At 65.7% G+C, this 19,547-nt stretch carries 18 protein-coding genes; 12 read left to right on the forward strand and 6 right to left on the reverse strand.

Annotated elements, in window-relative coordinates; translation table 11 throughout:
* Positions 1–99: 99 nt before the first annotated feature.
* From ACYQ8L_RS03550 to ACYQ8L_RS03570, 5 genes are all read right to left on the reverse strand, one after another.
* Complete coding sequence (locus tag ACYQ8L_RS03550; protein WP_459940394.1) at positions 100–1,014, reverse strand: branched-chain amino acid ABC transporter permease; 915 nt, start codon at positions 1,012–1,014, stop codon at positions 100–102.
* Between the two features lie 80 nt (positions 1,015–1,094).
* Positions 1,095–2,255, reverse strand: a complete 1,161-nt coding sequence (locus ACYQ8L_RS03555; RefSeq protein WP_459940395.1) for an ABC transporter substrate-binding protein — start codon at positions 2,253–2,255, stop codon at positions 1,095–1,097.
* Between the two features lie 139 nt (positions 2,256–2,394).
* Positions 2,395–3,408 carry a hydroxymethylglutaryl-CoA lyase gene (locus tag ACYQ8L_RS03560; RefSeq protein ID WP_459940396.1) on the reverse strand — a complete coding sequence of 338 codons (1,014 nt, stop codon included), beginning with the start codon at positions 3,406–3,408 and terminating at the stop codon, positions 2,395–2,397.
* A 127-nt stretch (positions 3,409–3,535) separates the two neighbouring features.
* Entirely contained in the window at positions 3,536–4,318 is a 783-nt protein-coding gene (locus tag ACYQ8L_RS03565) for an enoyl-CoA hydratase (RefSeq protein WP_459940397.1), read from the reverse strand.
* Between the two features lie 104 nt (positions 4,319–4,422).
* Entirely contained in the window at positions 4,423–5,781 is a 1,359-nt protein-coding gene (locus ACYQ8L_RS03570) for a hydroxymethylglutaryl-CoA lyase (RefSeq protein ID WP_459940398.1), read from the reverse strand.
* On the opposite strand from ACYQ8L_RS03570, the gene ACYQ8L_RS03575 reads away from it, so the two are divergent.
* From ACYQ8L_RS03575 to ACYQ8L_RS03615, 9 genes are all read left to right on the forward strand, one after another.
* Entirely contained in the window at positions 5,666–6,460 is a 795-nt protein-coding gene (locus ACYQ8L_RS03575; RefSeq protein ID WP_459940399.1) for an ABC transporter ATP-binding protein, read from the forward strand. The genes ACYQ8L_RS03570 and ACYQ8L_RS03575 overlap by 116 nt on opposite strands.
* 52 nt (positions 6,461–6,512) lie before the next feature.
* Complete coding sequence (locus ACYQ8L_RS03580; protein WP_459940400.1) at positions 6,513–8,432, forward strand: long-chain fatty acid--CoA ligase; 1,920 nt, start codon at positions 6,513–6,515, stop codon at positions 8,430–8,432.
* Positions 8,433–8,469: 37 nt separating this feature from the next.
* Complete coding sequence (locus tag ACYQ8L_RS03585; protein WP_459940401.1) at positions 8,470–9,360, forward strand: branched-chain amino acid ABC transporter permease; 891 nt, start codon at positions 8,470–8,472, stop codon at positions 9,358–9,360.
* A 73-nt stretch (positions 9,361–9,433) separates the two neighbouring features.
* Positions 9,434–10,495 (forward strand): branched-chain amino acid ABC transporter permease, encoded by a 1,062-nt coding sequence (locus ACYQ8L_RS03590; RefSeq protein WP_459940402.1) that lies wholly within the window; start codon positions 9,434–9,436, stop codon positions 10,493–10,495.
* Positions 10,496–10,623: 128 nt separating this feature from the next.
* On the forward strand, positions 10,624–11,793 hold the full coding sequence (locus tag ACYQ8L_RS03595) for an ABC transporter substrate-binding protein (protein WP_459940403.1): 1,170 nt from the start codon (positions 10,624–10,626) through the stop codon (positions 11,791–11,793).
* A 112-nt stretch (positions 11,794–11,905) separates the two neighbouring features.
* Positions 11,906–12,700, forward strand: coding sequence for an ABC transporter ATP-binding protein (locus tag ACYQ8L_RS03600; RefSeq protein ID WP_459940404.1), 795 nt, complete (start codon positions 11,906–11,908; stop codon positions 12,698–12,700).
* A 176-nt stretch (positions 12,701–12,876) separates the two neighbouring features.
* Positions 12,877–14,133: a phenylacetate--CoA ligase family protein gene (locus ACYQ8L_RS03605; RefSeq protein ID WP_459940405.1), complete on the forward strand. Its 1,257-nt coding sequence runs from the start codon at positions 12,877–12,879 to the stop codon at positions 14,131–14,133.
* Between the two features lie 6 nt (positions 14,134–14,139).
* Positions 14,140–14,535, forward strand: a complete 396-nt coding sequence (locus ACYQ8L_RS03610) for a MerR family transcriptional regulator (RefSeq protein ID WP_459940406.1) — start codon at positions 14,140–14,142, stop codon at positions 14,533–14,535.
* 179 nt (positions 14,536–14,714) lie between these two features.
* Entirely contained in the window at positions 14,715–15,863 is a 1,149-nt protein-coding gene (locus ACYQ8L_RS03615; RefSeq protein WP_459940412.1) for an acyl-CoA dehydrogenase family protein, read from the forward strand.
* A gap of 57 nt (positions 15,864–15,920) precedes the next feature.
* Here the strand turns inward: ACYQ8L_RS03615 and ACYQ8L_RS03620 are convergent, their stop codons facing one another.
* The gene (locus ACYQ8L_RS03620) at positions 15,921–16,373 is read right to left on the reverse strand and encodes a tetratricopeptide repeat protein (RefSeq protein WP_488193251.1); all 453 of its coding nucleotides are present in this window, start codon (positions 16,371–16,373) and stop codon (positions 15,921–15,923) included.
* Between the two features lie 885 nt (positions 16,374–17,258).
* Between ACYQ8L_RS03620 and ACYQ8L_RS03625 the strand changes: the two genes are divergently transcribed.
* The 3 genes from ACYQ8L_RS03625 (at position 17,259) to ACYQ8L_RS03635 (ending at position 19,419) form a co-directional block, all read left to right on the forward strand.
* Positions 17,259–18,461 (forward strand): ATP-binding protein, encoded by a 1,203-nt coding sequence (locus ACYQ8L_RS03625; protein ID WP_459940408.1) that lies wholly within the window; start codon positions 17,259–17,261, stop codon positions 18,459–18,461.
* A 360-nt stretch (positions 18,462–18,821) separates the two neighbouring features.
* Positions 18,822–19,034, forward strand: a complete 213-nt coding sequence (locus tag ACYQ8L_RS03630) for a hypothetical protein (RefSeq protein ID WP_459940409.1) — start codon at positions 18,822–18,824, stop codon at positions 19,032–19,034.
* A complete protein-coding gene (locus ACYQ8L_RS03635) occupies positions 19,003–19,419 on the forward strand; it encodes a type II toxin-antitoxin system death-on-curing family toxin (RefSeq protein WP_459940410.1) in 417 nt (138 codons plus the stop codon). The genes ACYQ8L_RS03630 and ACYQ8L_RS03635 overlap by 32 nt, the downstream gene beginning before the upstream one ends.
* Positions 19,420–19,547 lie beyond the last annotated feature (128 nt).

Genomic DNA, 19,547 nt, shown 5'->3' on the forward strand with positions numbered 1-19,547 from the left:
TCGTTTGTCGTTTGTCGTTGGGATGTTAGGACGTTCGGACGTTAGGACGTTGGGACGTGCGGACGCTCGGACGGATCCCCCCGGCCGCCCAGCCGCCCGCTAGATCTTCGTCGTCTTCGCCACCCCGAACAGCCCGGTGGGCTTGAAAGACAGGATCACCAGGAGCACGGTGAAGGCGATGAGGTCCCGGAACGTGCTCGGGAAGAACGCCACCACCAAAATCTCCACCGCCCCCAGGAGGAACCCGCCCACGAACGCCCCCCGGATGTCCCCGATGCCGCCCACCACGGCCGCGATGAACGCCTTCCAGCCGATGAGCGCGCCCATGTAGGGCTCGAGCACGGGGTACGACATGGCAAAGAGTACCCCGGCCAGCCCGGCCATGGACGAACCCAGGACGAAGGTGAACACGATCACCGTGTCGATGGGGATCCCCATGAGGGGCACCGCGAACTTGTCGTAAGAGATCGCCCGCATGGCCATGCCGATCTTGGTGCGGGTCACGATGAAGTGAAGGAGCAGGAACACGAGGAGCGTGGCCGCGATCACGGCGACCTTGAGGTTCGTGAAGCTCACCCCGCCCAGGGTGTACACGGTCTCGGGGATGAGCTCCGGGAACTTCTTCCGGCTCGCCCCCAGGAGCGCCAGGTTCCCGTGCTCCAGGATGAGCCCCGCCATCAGGGCCGTGATGACCACGTAGAGCCGGTTCGCGCCCTTTCGCCGAAGCGGCCGGTAGGCGACCCGCTCCAGGGTCACCCCCACCACCGCGGTCAGGGCCATGGTGGCCGGGATCGTGAGGGCCAGCACGGCCCAGCCGGGCAAGCCCGCAGCCTGGGTCAGGAGGAACGTGGCCACGAAAAACCCGATGTACGCGCCCACCATGAACACGTCACCGTGGGCGAAGTTGATCAGAAGGAGCACGCCGTACACCAGGGAGTAGCCCAGGGCGATCAGGGCGTAGAAGCTGCCCCACTGGAGGGCGTTGAGAACGTTCTGGATGACGGTGGAAAGCAACGCCGGCCTCGCCTTGCTGGAAGAACGAACCGGGGGCGGCGGCCCGCGCCGCCACCCCCGGTCGGTTCAGGTCGTAGGGGTTACGGGCACACCGACTCGGTGAACACGAACTCGCCCTGGTCGCTGATCTTCACGACGACGGCGCACTTGATCGGGTCGCCCTGCTCGTCGAACCGCATCTTCCCGGTGATGCCCTGGAACTCCTTGATCGAGGCCATGGCGTCCCGGATGGCTTTGCGGTCCTTGCCCAGGTCGCCCGTGAGCCCGCCGGTGTCCTGGATGGCCTGGAGCACGATCCGGGTGGCGTCCCAGGTGAGCGCGGCCACGTCGTCCGGGGTGTAACCGTACTTGGCCTTGTAGCGCTCGATGAACTCCTTGGTGGCGCCCGTGGCCCCGGCCGCGGCGTAGTGGGTAGAGAAGTAGTGGCCCTTGCAGTCGTCGCCGCACAGGGTCATGAGCTCGGCCGAGCCCCAGGCATCCGACCCCATGAAGGGGCCGGTCCAGCCCAGGTTGTGAGCCTGTTTCACGATGAGGGCCACCTGGTTGTAGTTGTCGGGCACGAAGATGAAGTCGGGCTTCGCCGCGATGATCTTCGTCAACTGGGCGCTGAAGTCCTGGTCCTTGGTGCCGTGGCTCTCGAAGGCCACCACCGAGCCGGCGCCGTGCTTCTTCTCGAAGTCGGCCTTGAAGATCTCGGCCAGGCCCTTGGAGTAGTCGTTGGAGAGGTCGTAGATCACGGCCGCGGTCTTGGCCCCGAAGGTCTTGGTGGCGAAATCCACGGCCACCGGGCCCTGGAACGGGTCGAGGAATGCGGCCCGGAACACCCAGGGCCGGTCCTTGGTGGTGTCGGGGTTGGTGGACCAGGGGGAGATCATGGGGGTCTCGTTGTCGTCGCACACCTGGCCGGCGGGCACCGCCTGCTTCGAGGAGTTGGGGCCCACGATGGCGAGCACCTCGTCTTGCTCGATGAGCTTCAGGGCCGCGGTCACGGCCGACTCGGCCTTGGACTCGTTATCCTCGTAGATGAACTCGAGGGTGTACTTCTTGCCCCCCACCTCGAGGCCGCCGGCGCCGTTCACATCCTCCCGGAGCATCTCGGCCGCGTACTTGGACGACTCGCCCACCTTGGGAATGTCGCCGGTGAGCGGGATGTTGAACCCGATCTTGATCGTGTCGCCGGCCCAGGCGGGCGCCGCCAGGGCAAGGCAAAGGGCCGTTGTCTGGATCCAGGACCTGCGCATGGGTGCCTCCTTTCATCAGTAAACGGACAAAAAACCGAGGGGGTGGCGGATGATAGTGGAAACGCCCGGGTGAAGGCAAAGGGAAACCGGGGGGGCCTCGCGGCCGCCCCCGGTCGGGTTCCCGCGGGTTGCCGGGGAATCAGCGCTTTTCGGCGACGATCCCTTTCTCCTTGTCGTACACGATGCCCTGGTGGGGCACCGGGCCGGCCCGCAGGAAGTTGCTCCGCAGTTGGCGGCCCAGGATCTGCTCCGCCTTCCGGCCGAGTTCCAGGAGTTTGTCCATGTCGAGGCCGGTCCGGACCCCCATCTCCTCGAACATGCCCACGAGATCCTCGGTGCAGGTGTTCCCGGCATACCCCCGGTGGTACTCGGCGGCTCCGGTCTTGGGTTGGCCGCCGATGGCCCCGAGGGAGGTGTCGAAGTAGCGGAACCCGAACGTGAGCGCCACCAGCGAGCAGGCCACCCCCCAGCCCCGGGTGTCGTGGAAGTGCACGACCACCTCGTCGGTGGTGAACCCCTCGGCCAGCATGTACTCGTAGAACTCGCTCACCTGCCGGGGGTTGGCCACCCCCGTGGTGTCGCCGAACCCGATGAAGGTGGCCCCGATGTCCTTCCACCACTTGCCCATCTTGGCCACGTGGTCCAGGGGCACGTCCCCGTTGATCGGGCAGCCGAAGCTCGTGAGCACCCAGCCGAACACGGTGTGGCCGGTGTCGATGGCCCGGCGGGTCATCTCCTCGAGAAGTTTCTTGTTCTCGTCGTGGGTCATGTTCACGTTGGCCAGGTTGTGGGCCTCGCTCGCCGAGATCACCATGGCGATCTCGTCCACGCCGTAGCCCTCCTCCTTGGATTTCACGGCCCGCTCCACCGCCTTCATCGTGGTGCAGATGGCCCGGTAGTCCACGCCCTCCTTGCGGGGGATCTGCCGGAGCACCTCCTCGGCGTCGGCGAACTGCTGGAGGTACTTGGGATGGGCGAAGCTCGTGGCCTCGATCTTCTTGAACCCGGCCTCCACCATGCCGGTGATCATCTCGACCTTCTTGCGGGTGGGCACGATCAGCGGCTCGTTCTGGAGCCCGTCCCGGGCCCAGCACTCCCCGATGATCACTTCCTTGGGCAGGTCCATCCGGTGTAGTCGCATCGTGTCGCACATGGTTGTCCTCCTTTTTCGGCTAGGCGGCTAGGCGGCTAGGCGGCCAGGGGGCTAGGCGGCCAGGCGGCTGGGCGGCTAGGCGGCCTCCCAACGTCCCGACGTCCGAGCGTCCTAACGTCCGAACGTCCTAACGCCCCTGATATTCCGGCTTTCGCTTCTCGCGGAACGCCCGGAGGCCCTCCAGACGGTCCTCGGTGGGGATGAGGGTTTCGTAGCAGGTGCTCTCGAACACCAGGGCGTCGGCCAGGTCCATCTCCATGCCCCGGTCGATGGCCCGCTTGGCGGCGCGCACGGCCAGGGGGCCGTTCTTGGCGATGGCCGCCGCGAGCTCCCGGGCCGCGTCGAGGAGCCGGGCCAGGGGCACCACCCGGTTGACCAGGCCGATCTCCAGAGCCTCGGCCGCAGAGATGCGCTTGGCCGTGAAGATGAGCTCCTTGGCCTTGGCCTTGCCCACGATCCGGGGGAGCCGCTGGGTGCCGCCGGCTCCCGGGATGATGGCGAGGCTCGTCTCGGTGAGCCCGAGGGTGGCGTTCTCGCTCGCGATCCGCAGGTCCGAGGCCAGGGCGAGCTCGGTGCCACCCCCCAGGGCCACCCCGTTCACCGCAGCGATCACGGGCATGGGCAGGTTCTCCACCTCGGTGAAGGTGTTGCGGATGGTGTGGATGTACCGGCGGACCTGGTCCTCGGTCATGCCCGCCCGTTCCTTGAGGTCCGCGCCCGCGCAGAACGCCCGGTCCCCGGCGCCCGTGATCACCACGCACCGCACCGAGGTGTCGAACCGCACCTCGTCCAGCACCCGGTTGAGATCGAGGAGCATCTGGAACGAGATCGAGTTCATGACCTGGGGGCGGTTCAGGGTGATGAGGCACAGCCCGTCTTCTCGTTCGACCAGCACCGTGGGTTCGCTCATGGGATCCTCCTCGGGAAAAGGCTGGAAAGCTTGGAAGCTGGGAGGCCAGGAGGCTGGAAGGCCAAGATGCCCCTACCGTCCCAACGTCCTACCGTCCTAACGTCCTAACGTCCCAACGGTTCCGCCCGGGCCAGGAGTTCCCGGTGGAACCGGGCCGCGTCCTGGAGCCTTTCCCGGTCCACGCCGGTGTCGACCCCCAGGCCGCGAAACAGGGCCTCCAGTTCCAAGAGGTCCTGGTTCCCCTCGGGCTCCTCGAGCACCGGGCATCCCCCGAGGCCCCCGAGGGAGCCATCGAACCGCCGCACCCCGCACAGCCAGGCCGCCCAGGCCGCGGCCCCGGCCGTTCCGAACGGGTCGTGGAGGTGAACCCCCATAGCCTCGAGGGGTACCACCCGGGACACCGCCTCCACGCGCTCCGCCACCGCCAGGGGGGAGGCGCCCCCCTGGGTGTCGCACAGGGTGATCTCGTGGATACCCAGGTCGTGTCCCCGGGCGCACAACTCCAGGAGGCGGGTTTCCGGAACGGGGCCCTCCACTGGGTCGGTCCACGCCATGGACACCGCGAGCCGAACCCGCACCCCGTGGGCGCGGGCCGTTTCCGTCATGGGTGCGAGGTCCCGGAGGACCTCGGCCACCGATCGGCCCAGGTTCGCGCGGCTGTGGGCCTCGGTGGCCGACGCCAGGAAAATCGCGTTTTGTGCGCCGGCCGCCACCGCCCGTTCGAGCCCTTTGGCGTTGGGCACCAGCACCCACAGACGGGGTTCGAACCCCCGCAGGCGGGCCAGCACCTCGTGGGTCCCGGCCATCTGGGGCACCTTTCCGGGGTGGACGAAACTCCCCGCCTCCACCTCAGGCACGCCGGCGTCCAGGACCCGTTTGATCCAATCGGCCCGGGCGGAGGGGGAGAGGCGAACGGGAAGGGATTGCAGCCCGTCCCTCGCCGAAACGTCCACGAGGGTGACGGCCTTCGGGGCCCTTCGTGCCAGTTCACGTAAACTGGGTATATTGCGCGGCGTGGTTTCCATGGGGACCGTTGTATACCTAGTTCGTTCGGCCTGGGTCAACATTGTTTCCCGCCCCACCCGAGGGTTGCCGCCGCGACCGGCCCGTCGGGAGCTGTAGGGGACAACGGAGGCCCCCGGGGCGCCCACGAAAGCCCTTTTTTGGGGGGGAGGCTTCGCAAACGCCATTGGGCGGTCGGGAAGCCGGGGTCTCGCGCGGGCCGGCCGGCGCAAGGGGATGGGCGGGCACTTGACGTTAGGTGCGTTTTTCGTTTGACTAACAAAACCGAACGATGTTATACACGCCGAGCCCGAAAACCGACCGCAGGGTGGATAAGGAGGAGCTATGGGCGAACGGCCTGTGCAGCTTGAGGTGGAGGACATCCATCTGAGCTTCGGCGGAGTGAACGCCCTCATGGGCGTGGGGTTCAAGGTGTACCAGGGGGAGATCTTCTCGATCATCGGCCCCAACGGCGCCGGCAAGACGAGTATGCTCAACTGCATCAGCGGCCGGTATCACCCCCAGAAGGGGCGGATCGTGTTCGAGGGCCAGGACATCACGAACCAGCCCCCGGCCACCCGGGCCCGGATCGGGATCTCCCGCACCTTCCAGAACATCGCCCTCTTCAAGGGCATGACCGTGCTCGACAACCTCCTGATCGGCCGGCACATCCATCTGAAGAGCGGGTTCCTCAAGGGGGGCATCTACCTGGGGCCGTGCCAGCGCGAGGAGATCGAACACCGGAAGTTCGTGGAGGACATCATCGACTTCCTCGAGATCGAGCACATCCGCAAGAAGATCGTGGGCACCCTGGCCTACGGGCTCCAGAAGCGGGTGGAGCTGGCTCGGGCGCTCGCCCTCGACCCCAAGCTGATCCTCCTCGACGAGCCCATGGCCGGCATGAACCTCGAGGAAACCGAGGACATGGTCCGGTACATCCTCGACATCAACCAGGAGCGCGGTGTCACCGTGATCCTGGTGGAGCACGACATGGGCGTCGTCATGGACATTTCCGACCGGATCGTTGTGCTCGACTTCGGCCAGCAGATCGGGGAGGGCACCCCCGACGAGGTCCAGAAGAACCCGGACGTGATCCGCGCCTACCTGGGCGCCGAGGACGAGACGTTCCTGGGCCGGTAGGCCGTTGGGAACCGCGACCGTCGACCGCATTCGCCTGGAGGAGAAAGAGCCCATGGTCGACCTTCCCCTCGACACCTTCCCGAAGCTCCTGCGCCACAACGCCCGCAAATGGGGCGACGACCGGGTGGCCATGCGGGAGAAGGAGTTCGGGATCTGGCAGCCCTACACCTGGAAGGATTACTACGAGCACGTGAAGTATTTCTGCCTGGGGCTCGTCTCGATGGGCCTTCAAAAGGGCGACACGATCTCGATCATCGGCGACAACCGGCCCGAGTGGCTTTGGGCCGAGCTCGCGGCCCAGTCGGCCGGCGCCATCGGGATCGGGATCTACCAGGACTCGATCCTCAAGGAGGTCTCCTACATCATCAACCACGCCGCCTCCCGGTTCGTGGTGGCCGAGGACCAGGAGCAGGTGGACAAGGTGCTCGACATGGGCGACGAGATCCCCACGGTGGAGCACATCATCTACACCGACCCCCGGGGCATGCGGAAATACGACGATCCCCGGCTCATCTACTTCCCCGAGGTGGAGGAGCGGGGCCGGGAGTTCGAGAAGAAGAACCCGGGCATCTTCGACCAGATGGTCGACGCCACCAACCCCGAAGACTGCGCCCAGATCTGTACCACCTCGGGCACCACCGGCAACCCCAAGCTCGCCATGCTGAGCCACCGGAACATGCTCAGCATGGCCGCGAACCTGGGAAAGGTGGACCCCAAGTATGAATCCGACGAGTTCGTGAGCTTCCTGCCGCTCCCGTGGATCGGGGAGCAGATGATGTGCGTGGCGAGCGCGCTCCTGTTCGGGTTTACCGTAAACTTCCCCGAGGAGCCCGAGACCGCCACCGAGAACATCCGGGAGATCGGGCCCCACGTCATCTTCAGCCCGCCCCGGGTGTGGGAGAACCTGGCCGCCACGGTCCAGGTGAAGATCATGGACGCCTCGCCGTTCAAGCGGTTCATGTTCAACAAGTGCCTGCCCATCGGGTACATGTGGGCCGACCTCAAGTTCCAAAAGAAGGAGCCCACCCTCTGGCAGAAGATCCAGTACGCGTTCGCGTACCTCGCCGTGTTCCGGGCCCTCAAGGACCGGCTCGGGTTCACCTACATCCGGTCGGCCTCCACCGGCGGCGCGGCCCTGGGGCCCGACACCTTCCGGTTCTTCCACGCCCTCGGGGTGAACCTCAAGCAGATCTACGGCCAGACCGAGATTTCCGGGATCTCCTGCATCCACCGGGACGGCGACGTGAAGTTCGACACGGTGGGCAAACCCATCCCCGAGACCGAGATCCGGATCGCGAACCCCGACCCCAAGGGGGTGGGCGAGGTGATCTCCCGCAGCCCCGCGCTCTTCATGGGGTACTACAAGAACGAGGAGGCCACCCGGGAGACCATCGTGGACGGGTGGCTCTACTCCGGCGACGCGGGGTACTTCGACGAGGACGGGCACCTCGTGATCATCGACCGGATGAAGGACATCATGACCCTGAAGGGCGGCGAGCGGTTCAGCCCCCAGTTTATCGAGAACAAGCTCAAGTTCAGCCCCTTCGTGAAGGAGGCCGTGTGCATCGGCCACGAGCGCGACTACATCATCGCGATGATCTGCATCGACTACGGCATCGTGGGCAAATGGGCCGAGGACCGGCGCATCAACTACACCACCTACACCGACCTGGCCTCCAAGCCCGAGGTCTACGACCTCATCGAGAAGGAGGTTCGCAAGGTCAATGAGAGCCTCACGGAGCACCAGCGGATCCGCAAGTTCGTGCTCCTCTACAAGGAGCTCGACGCGGACGACGACGAGCTCACCCGCACCCGGAAGGTGCGTCGCCGGTTCATCGACCAGAAATACGCGGACATCATCGAGGGCATCTACGCCGGCCAGGACCAGATCCACATCGACACCGTGATCCGGTACCAGGACGGCAAAACCTCCCAGCTCAAGACGACCCTGGCGGTGCGCACCCTCGAGTAGGGGGCGTGGGGTCATACACACCGGTTTCGGAGGCGCCATGGAATTCTACGTTCAGCTTCTCATCAGCGGGCTCGTGTTGGGCTCCATCTACGCCCTGGTGGCCCTGGGGTTTGCCATCATCTACAAGTCGACGAGCGTCGTGAACTTCGCCCAGGGCGAGTTCCTCATGGTGGGGGCGTACTTCTGCTTCTCCCTGGTGGTCCAGTTCAAGATTCCGTGGCTGTGGGCGTTTCTCCTGACGCTGGTGTTCTCCATCGTGCTCGCGCTCCTGGTGGAGCGGCTGGTCCTGCGACCCATGATCGGGGAGCCCGTGATCTCGATCATCATGGTGACGATCGGGCTCTCGTCGGTGCTCCGCTCCATCGTGACGGCCGTGTGGGGCACCCAGATCAAGACCTACGATCCCCCGCTCTTCCCCGACGCCCCGATCAACGTGGCCGGCATCCCCATCAGCCAGGTGTACCTGTGGAGCTTCGGGCTCTCGATCGTGCTCCTGGTGCTCTTCGGGCTCTTTTTCAAGTACACGAAGGCGGGCATCGCCATGCGGGCCACGGCCTTCTCGAACCAGGTGGCCCTTTCCATGGGCATCAGCGTGAAGCGGATCTTCGCCCTGGCCTGGTGCATCTCGCTCGTGGTCTCCTCGATCGGCGGCATCCTGATCGGCAACATCAACGGCATCAACATCGCGCTGGGCCACTTCGGGCTCAAGGTGTTCCCGGCCGTGATCCTGGGCGGGCTCGACTCGATCCTGGGGGCGGCCGTGGGGGGCATCATCGTCGGGGTGCTCGAGAACTTCTCGGACGGGCTCCTCAAGACCTGGTTCGGGCTCCAGGGCATCAAGGAGGTGGCGCCGTTCGTGTTCCTCGTGATCATCCTGATGGTCAAGCCCTACGGGCTCTTCGGCACCGAGGAGATCGAGCGGGTGTAGTGGTCGCCGAGGCAAAGGACAGGGGACTCACGGCGGCACGGGCCGCCCTTCTGGGAGAAAGCGGGTTACCGATATGAGCGTCAACCACTGCGGGGATTTCAAGCAGACCTACAAGGACGACATGCGGGTGCTCCAGACCCGGTTCATCCGGTTCTGGGTGTACGGGTTCGTGGTGTTCCTGTACGTGTTCCCGCTGATCGCCTCCACCTACGTGGTGAGCCTCACGAACATGATCGGGATCGCCGTGATCGGCGCCCTGGGGATCAACATCGTCACGGGGTTCACGGGCCAGATCTCCCTGGGGCAGGGGGCGTTCCTCGGGGTGGGGGCGTTCTCCTGCGCGTTTTTCATGAACGAGTGGGGCATTCCGTTTTGGCTCGCCATGCCCATGGCTGGGCTCGTCACGGCCGGGGTGGGGATGGTGTTCGGCATCCCCTCGCTGCGCTTGAAGGGACTCTATCTCGCCATCGCCACCCTTGCGGCCCAGTTCATCCTGGAGTACCTGTTCCTCCATCTCCCGCGGATCACGGGCGGTTCGAACGGGGTCATGTTCCCCTCCCCCCAGATCGAGGCGTTTGCGTTCGACACGGACCGGCGCATCTACTACGTGATCATCACGGTGGCTGTGCTGGCCACGGTCTACACGACCAACCTCTTCCGGTCGAAGGACGGCCGGGCGTTCGTGGCGGTGCGCGACCACTACCTCTCGGCCGAGATCATGGGGATCCACCTGTTCAAGTACCGGCTGCTGTCGTTTGCGATCAGTTCGTTCATCGTGGGGATCGCCGGGAGCCTTTGGGGCGCCTACACCCAGTACATCACGCCCGAGCACTTCACGATCCACGAGTCTATCAACTACCTGGCCATGATCATCATCGGCGGCATGGGCAGCGTGCTGGGGTCGATCTATGGCGCCATCTTCATGACCCTGGTGCCGAACCTCCTGAGTTACGGATCGTCGGCGCTGGCCAACGTGGTGGGAGGCGGGGTCGCCCTCGGTGACCTGATTATGAGCATGAAAGAGGGGGTGTTCGGCCTCATCGTGATCCTGTTCCTCATCTTCGAGCCCGATGGGCTGGCCCATCGGTGGAAGCTGATCAAGGCCTACTGGAAACTCTATCCGTTCAGTTACTGATCGGGAAAGGAGGTGAACCGGGAGCGAGGGAACCCAACGCGTCGAAGCACACGTGGAGGGAGGATTTTCGGTTTCGGTTCGAGAGTTTTAGGCGCATGCGCCAACCCTAGGGAAGAGGAGGAACGAACATGAAGCGCTGGATCCAAGCCCTTTCGGTGGTGGCGGCCCTCGGGCTCGCCGCCGGCGCCCCGGCCGCGGACGAGATCGTCATCGGCCACATCGCCGACATCACCGGCCCGACCTCGGCGGTGGGCAAGCCCTACGCCGACGGCGTGCAGGCCTATGCCGACTGGCTCAACGCCCACGGCGGCGTGAACGGAAAGAAGGTGAAGCTCCTGCGGTCCGACTACGCCTACAAGATCCCGGAGGCCCTGAACCTCTACAAGAAGTTCAAGACCGTGGACCGGGTGCTGGCCATCCAGGGCTGGGGCACGGGCGATACGGAGGCGCTCACCCAAATGGTGGGCAAGGACGAGATCCCCTACTTCTCGGCCTCGTACTCGGCCCACCTGACCGACCCGAAGAAGGCCCCCTACAACTTCTTCATCGCGGCCGACTACTCCACCCAGCTCCGGGCGGGCCTGAAGTACCTCAAGGACAACTGGAAGGAGAGCCGCAAGCCCAAGATCGCCTTCATCTATCCGGACCACCCCTACGGCAAGGCCCCCATCCCGGCGGGCAAGAAGTACGCCGAGGAGCTCGGATTTGAGATCGTGGGGGAGGAGAACGTGGACCTGCGGGCCATCGAGGCCACGACCCAGCTCCTCAATCTCAAGAAGAACGAGCCCGACTTCGCCTGGATCGGCGGCACCACCCCCTCGACGGCCGTGATCCTGAAGGACGCGAAGAAGCTCGGCCTCAAGACCAAGTTCCTCATCAACATCTGGGGGAACGACGAGAACCTGTTCAAGCTGGCCGGCGACGCGGCCAACGGCGCCCTGGGCCTCCAGGCCGCGGCCGTGTACGGCGACGACGTGCCGGGTATGAAGACGATCCTGGAGGTCACCAAGGGCGAGCACCAGATGACCCATTTCATCCGGGGCTGGGTGTCGATGATGGTCATGGCCGAGGGCCTGAAGCGGGCCGACTCCGCGGGCGAGCTCACGGGCCCGGGTCTCAAGAAGCACCTCGAAACCCTGAGGGACTTCGACACCCAGGGGCTCACCGCCCCCATCACCTACACGCCCGACGACCACCGGCCGAACATGTCGGCCAAGATCTACGAGTACCAGGACGGCCAGATGATCTACAAGGCCACGGTGGAGCTGCCCCGCCGGGCCGACTGGCTGGGCTTCTAGCGCCGGCGAACCGGAGGGGAGGCCCCCCGGGGCCTCCCCTTTTCCAAGGCGCCGCCCGGCCGCGGTCGGCGCCTCGGAAAAGGGCCACCCCCGACCCCACGGAGCCGAGTTCATGCTGAAGGTGAACAACATCGAGGTCGTGTACAACGACGTGATCCTGGTGCTGAAGGGCCTGTCGCTGGAGTGCGAGGAGGGCAAGATCACCACCCTCCTCGGCGCCAACGGGGCGGGCAAATCCACCACGCTCAAGGCCATTTCGGGGCTTTTGAAGAGCGAGGAGGGCGAGGTCACCGAGGGCACCATCGAGTTCATGGGTGAGAAGATCAACGGGAAGGAGCCCGAGGAGATCGTCCGCATGGGCATCTTCCAGTGCATGGAGGGCCGGCGGGTGTTCGAGGACCTCACCACCCACGAGAATCTTCTGTGCGGGGCCTACACCCGAAAGGACAAGGCCGGGGTACGCCGGGACCTCGATCTCGTCTACGACTTCTTCCCCCGGCTCAAGGAGCGCCGGAACCAGCTCGCCGGCTACCTCTCGGGGGGCGAACAGCAGATGCTCGCCATCGGCCGGGCGCTCATGGCCCGGCCCAAGCTCATGCTCCTGGACGAGCCGAGCCTGGGGCTCGCGCCGCTCCTCGTGAAGGAGATCTTCGAGATCATCCAGAAGATCAACGAGGAGGAGAAGACCACGATCCTCCTCGTGGAGCAGAACGCGAACCTGGCGCTCAAGGTGGCGAGCTACGGCTACATCATGGAAAACGGCAAGGTCGTGCTCGACGGCCCGAGCGAAAAGCTCCGCCAGAACGAGGACGTCAAGGAGTTCTACCTGGGCGTGGGCGAAAGCGGCCACAAGCGCTCGTTCAAGAACGCCAAGCACTACAAGCGCCGGAAGCGGTGGCTGTCGTAGCGGCGTCCGGCAAGCTGGGACGCTAGGAAGCTGGGAGGCTAGGAGGCTAGGAGGCTGGGACGCTAGAACGCTAAGAGGTCGTTCGTCGCGGGTCGTTGGTCGTTCTTGGTTCAGGGTTCCCCAACGGCTCACGACCTGCGACCAACGACGAACGGTAATCCCCCGGAGGCCCTGACATGGACCGAACCACCGGATTCCTGAACGAGGCACTGGAAACCCAGAGCTGGGAGGCCCAGCGGGCCGAGCTGTCGCGGAAGCTCCGGGACACCGTGGCCCACGCCTACGCGAACGCCCCCTACTGGCGGCGCGTCATGGACGAGGCGGGGCTCAAGCCCGGCGACATCCAGGGGCTCGACGATCTCCCCAAGCTCCCGGTGACCCCCAAGGCCAAGCTTGTGGAGATCCAGGGGGCGGAGCCGCCCTTCGGGGGGCTCCTGGGCGTGGAGCTCGAGCGCATGCAGCGCATTTTCCGCTCCCCCGGGCCCATCTACGACCCCCAGGGGCCGGGCGAGGGCTGGGGCTGGGAGGAGGCCCTCTTTGCGGCCGGGTTCCGGCCCGGGGACATCGCGATCAACACCTTCAGCTACCACATGACCCCGGCCGGCATGATGTTCGACGACGCCCTGCGCAGCCTCGGTTGCCCCGTGGTGCCCACGGGCGTGGGCGAGCGGGAAACCCAGGTGGAGATCATGCAGCGCCTGGGGGTGAAGGGGTTCGTGGGCATGGCCTCGTTCCTCCTCCAGATCGGCGAGAAGGCGAAGGAGCTCGGGGTGGACCCGCGCCAAGACCTCAACCTGGAGGTGGCCTTCGTCACGGCCGAGCCCCTGCCCGAGACGCTGCGCTCGTCGGTGGAGGAGATGTTCGGGCTCGTGCTGCGCCAGGGCTACGGCACGGCCGACTGCGGCTGCATCGCCTACGAGTGTTACCACAAGGGCGGCATGCACGTGGTGAACCGCGCCGTCGTGGAGATCGTGGACCCCACCACGGGCCAGCCCGTGCCCGAGGGGGAGACCGGAGAGGTGGTGGTCACGCTGTTCCACAGGGCCTACCCGCTGCTGCGGTTCGGCACCGGGGACCTCTCGGCGTTCCTGCCGGGGGGCTGCGCCTGCGGTCGGGCGACCCCCAAGCTCAAGGGATGGCTGGGCCGGGCGGACCAGCTCGTCAAGGTGAAGGGCATGTTCGTGCACCCCGGCCAGCTCCAGACGGTGTTCAAGGAGTTCCCCGAGGTGGAGCGGTTCCGGGCCGTGGTGACCCGCGAGGCCAACCGCGACCGGCTCGTGGTGCGGGTGGTGAGCCGGGAGCGCTCGGAGGGCCTGGCCCAGAAGATCGGGGGGCGGCTGCGGGACGTCCTGCGGATCGGGGCCGAGGTGGAGTGGGCCGAGAGCCTCCCCGACGACGGCAAGGTGCTGGACGACCAGCGCACCTGGGATTGACGAGACATGGCGCAAAACGGGGGCAACGGCGCGGCAGCGCCCATCAAGATCGGGGAGCTGGCCCGGCGGGTGGGCCTAACGCCCCGCACCATCCGGTACTACGAGGACATCGGGCTGCTGAACAGCGTGCGCCGGGTGGAGGGGGGCCGCCGCATCTACACCGACGCCGACGTGCGGCGGCTCAAGTTCATCAAGCGCTTGAAGCTCCTGGGCCTGAGCCTCGAGGAGATGAAGGAGCTCGAGGAGCTTTACCGCACCCACCGCTCCAACGCCAAGGTGCTGCCCCGGCTCCTGGAGCTCCTCGACCGCCACCTGGAGCAGATCGAGCACCGGATCGAGCAGTTGCGGATGCTCCAGCGCGACATCGAGGCCTACCGGGAGCACATCCGCTCGAAGCTCTGAGCGCCGATCGGGAGTTGAACACCACGGAGGGCACGGAGAACCCGGAGAGGGGCCCGGGGCGCGGTGCATCCCGTTCGTCGTTCGTCGCTGGTCGTGGAGGCGGCGGGAGAGTTCGCGCCAACGGCGGCTTCCCAGCCTCCCAGCCTTCCAGCCTTCTACGAGGAGTACCATCCATGGCTTTGTCCTTCGATCTCACAGCGGAACAGAACATCCTGCGCCAGAGCGTCCGGGAGTTTGCCGAGAAGGAGATCCGGCCGGTGGCCCGGGAGCTCGACGCCAAGGAGGAGTTCAGCTACGACCTGACCCGGAAGATGGGGGAGATGGGGCTCTTCGGGATCTTCGTGAGCCCCGAGTACGGCGGCAGCGGGCTCGACTACGTGTCGTACATCATCGCGGTGGAGGAGATCGCCCGGGTCGACGGGTCCCAGGCCGCCACCGTGGCCGCGGGGAACTCGCTGGGCATCGGGCCGATCTACTACTTCGGGAGCGAGGAGCAGAAAAAGCGCTGGCTCCCCAAGCTCTGCACCGGCGAGATGCTGGCCGGGTTCGGGCTCACCGAGCCCCTGGCCGGGTCCGACGCCGGGAGCTCCCGCACCCGGGCCGTCCTGGACGGCAACGAGTGGGTGATCAACGGCAGCAAGATCTTCATCACCAACGCGGCCACCGACATCACCGGCGTGATCGTGGTGCAGGCCGTGACCGGGAAGAAGAGCGACGGCCGAAACGAGCTCTCCTGCTTCCTCGTGCCGGCCGACGCCCCGGGGCTCACCCGCAAGGCCATGCACGGCAAGATGATGTGGCGGGCCTCCAACACGGCCGAGCTCTACTTCGACGACGTGCGGGTACCCAAGGAGGCCCTCCTCGGGAAGAAGGGCGACGGGTTTCGCCAGATGCTCTCCACCCTCGACGGCGGCCGGCTCTCCATCGGGGCGATGGGCCTCGGAGGGGCCCAGGGGGCCTTCGAGCTCGCGCTGCGCTACGCCCAGGAACGCCGCCAGTTCGGCCAGCCGATCTTCGACTTCCAGGCCATCCAGTTCAAGCTGGCCGACATGGCCATGGAGATCGAGGCGGCCCGGAACCTGCTCTACAAGGCCTGCTGGCTCAAGGACAACGGTCGGCCCTTCGGCAAGTACGCCGCCATGGCCAAGCTCTACTGCTCCGAGGTCATGGGCCGGGTGGTGGACGCCGCCGTTCAGATCCACGGGGGCTACGGCCTCATGCGCGACTACGACGTGGAGCGGTTCTACCGCGACCAGAAGCTTCTCACCATCGGCGAGGGCACGAGCGAGATCCAGCGCCTCGTGATCTCCCGCCACCTGCGCGACTGATCCCCCGGTTAGACGAACCGATCAACGGCCCGGACATCGCCCGGGCCGCTTCGCGCTCTATAGAAGCCGGTAGGGGAGGGCCCGCTTCGTCCACGGGCTGTCCGGGTAGTCGGCCGCGAGCTTCTCGTAGGCCTCCTTCAAGGGCTTGGGGTCGCCGGTGTGCTTGTACCGGGCCACCCCGCGCACGAAGATCGCCTCGGGAGCCGCGTCGGACTTGGGGTACTGGGAGAGCAGTTCGTCGAGGTCCTTGAGGGCGGCCTCGAACCGTTCGGCGTCGAAATGGCACTTGGCCGAGCCCAGAAGGAGCGACGGGAGGAGCTCCTCCGGCGGCAGGAACCCCAGGGTCCGGTGGTGCTCGGTGCCGTCCCGGTCGAGGGTGACCAGGGTCGGGGTCCACTTCACGTTGAACTGGCCGGCGTAGGGCTGGGCGTCCGACGGGATCCGAAGCGGCACCATCCGGGTGGACACGAACTCGGCGACGGCTTCCTGTGGATACGTGACCGCATCCATCTGTTGGCAGCCGATTCACCCCGGGTTGAAGAAGTCGAGGAGCACCGGCCTGTCCTCGGCCTTCGCCCGGGCCACGGCCTTCTGAAAATCGGTTTCCCACTGGATCTGTGGCATGGTCGCTCCCTCCTTCGTTGACGAGCAGGGTCGGATGGACCACCACTGTGCCAGAGGAAGCGGACCTGTCAAGCCGACCGGTCGAGTCGGAGTTTAGGGCGAACCGGGGCGCGCGGGAGCGTGGTCCCGTCCGCCGGGGTCAGGCGGGCAAACGGTAAAAACAACTTGCAAGCCGCGCAAAAGGCCCTTAGCCGCTCACCCTGAGCCGCCGCGATACGACCCGGGAACTCCTCGGGAACGCCGCCGGGTTGAGGCCGGTGGTCCTGGAGCACCTGGAGGCATCCATTTCCGAGAACGAGGGACAGGGGCGACTCCTGGCCGAGTGGGGCGGCTTCGTTCCTCAGGGTATGCGGCGCACCACGTGCCCCCGTTCGTGCTGGCCCAAGCCCGACCCTTCCGTCCCTTGAACGGCTGGTGGCCCTGGGGGCCCCAACGACGCGTATCGGTTCCAGGCGGGGTTACTGGAACGCGAGAGCGCTTACGGCCATACGTTCCCGTGGATTCGGGAGCCCATGGTGCGGTTGCACGGCGGTTGACTCACGGCCCCCGTCGCCCCCCATGATGCCCCTCCTTGCCCCTGGTATGCCAGGGCGTTCGCCGGGCCCGAACTGGGGGGCCAAACAACTTATAAAACCGAACAACGTCCACCCGATCTCCGTTCCCCTGAGCCCCGCGAGCCTGTCAAGCCGGCCGATCGAATCCGAGACGTCTGAATTGTGTAGATCAAAAATAAAACTTGCGAATTGCACAAAACAGCCGTAGTCTACCCGCATGGTCCACCGTGAGATCACCCGGGAACTTCTTGAGAGCGCCGCAGAGTACCCTGTGGTCACCGTGCTGGGGCCCCGCCAGGCCGGCAAGACCACCCTCGTGCGCATGACGTTTTCCGACAGACCCTACGTGTCGCTGGAGGACCCCGACGTGCGCTTGGCTGCAGAGGCGGATCCTCGGGGATTCTTGCGCTCGCTCGGGGACGGGGCGATTCTCGACGAGGTGCAGCGTTTTCCCGTTCTGCTCTCATACCTGCAGGGCATGGTAGACGAATCGCCCAAGCCCAACCGGTATGTCCTCACTGGCAGTCACCAACCGGAAGTCCACCAGGCCGTGACCCAAACCCTGGCCGGCCGCACCTCCGTGCTGACGCTCTGGCCGTTTTCCCTTCCAGAACTCCGACACTATAAGCCCCAGTGGGATCCCTTCGAGTTGGTGATCAAGGGGGGCTTTCCCCGACTCCATGAACAGGGGTTGTCGCCCCGCCGCTTTTTCAACGGGTACCTCCAGACGTACGTCGAGCGCGACGTCAGAGCGCTGGTGCGGCTTCGGGATCTCTCGTTGTTCCAGCGGTTCCTCGTGCTCCTGGCCGGCCGTGTGGGACAGGTGGTGAACCATTCGTCGCTGGCCAACGACGTTGGGGTTTCGGCCACGACGGTGCGCAACTGGATCAGTGTTCTCCAGGCGTCCTACATTGTGTTCGAGGTGCCACCGTACTTTCAGAACGTGCGAAAGCGAGTCGTCAAGTCGCCCAAGCTCTACTTCACCGACGTCGGGCTGTGCTCGTTCCTTCTGGGAATCCACTCCGAAGACCAGGCGTTCCGCGACCCGCTCCGCGGCAACCTTTACGAAAACCTCGTGATCACCGAGGTGATCAAGGGGGCCTTGAACCGGGGCCTCCGACCCGAGGTGTACTTCTTCCGGGATTCCCACGGCAATGAGGTGGATCTCGTGGTGCGGCACGGGGGAAGGCTGATCCCGGTGGAGATCAAGTCCTCTGAGACCTTTTCCCCGGCGTTCCTCAAGGGGATCGAGCGCTTCCGGGGCGTTGGGGCGGGCCCTACCACGCCCGGATTCGTCCTTTACAACGGCGACCGGCCCTTCGACGTTCGTGGCACGCGGGTGCGAAACCCGCTCCGGGTGGACGATCTGTGGGACCTGATCACCCGGACCGAACCCGAGGCGGCGCCCTCCGCCTCCTGAGACTCCCCCCATCGTCATCACCCGCGCTTCGCCCGGCCGTTCCACCGTGACGCCGGGAGGCCGGGAGGTTGCCCCCGCGGATGTCTTGACATATCTTGACTCTTTAAGAGCCACTTGGGCCCGGTAGGGCCCTACCGCGCGTGGGGTGCCGGCCGGATGGACAACCCGGTGTCGGCCCGGAGTCCGTGCCACGTGTCAGCGACCAGAGGGCAGGGGGCTCTGTTCTCTGACCTCCGACTTCTGCTCCCTGGTACGGAGAGCGCGCCCACAGCTTTGAGACAGGCGGCGACGCTGGAATCGGAGAGGATTTTGGCCTGCTAGCCTCCCCGCGTTCGAGCGGAAAGTTGCGAGGAGTGACCCATGGGAGCTGTGAAGATCAGTTCCAAGGTAGATGAGGCGGTGTGGAGCGAGTTCCGGCAATTCGCCCGCGAGGCCCACCAGAGCATCTCCGGTCTCCTGACCGATGCGATCCGGGAGTATCTGGAACGCCGCCGGGTGAGGCCGGTGGTCCTGGAGCACCTGGAGGCATCCGTTTCCGAGAATGAGGAACTGGGGCGACTCCTTGCCGAGTGACACGGTTTCGTTCCTCACGGTGGACGAAGTCTTGGCGATCCACGCCAGGCTGATCGAAGTGTTCGGGGGCAGGACCGGCGTCCGCGACCTGGGGCTTCTCGAAAGCGCCCTGTATCGCCCCCGAACGGGCTACTACCGGGATCTTCCCTCGATGGCAGCCGCCCTTTTCGAGTCCCTTCTGATGAATCATCCGTTCGTGGACGGGAACAAGCGAGTGGCGTTTTTTGCCACGGACGTGTTTCTGCGCCTGAACGGGTGGAAGCTCAGGGTGGACCCGAACGGCGCGTATCGGTTCCTGATGGGGCTGCTGGACCGCGGCGAGAGCGACTACGAGCACTTGTTCCCGTGGATCCGGGAGCACATGGTGCGGTTGCACGCTGGTTGACTCACGGCCCCCTGTCGCCCCCCAGGACGCCCTTCCTCGCCCCTGGCATGCCAGGGCGTTCGCCGGGCCCGAACCGGGGGTCCAAACAACTTATAAAACCGAACAACGTCCCCCAGATCCATAAATAC

The organism is Deferrisoma palaeochoriense, from assembly GCF_054656955.1.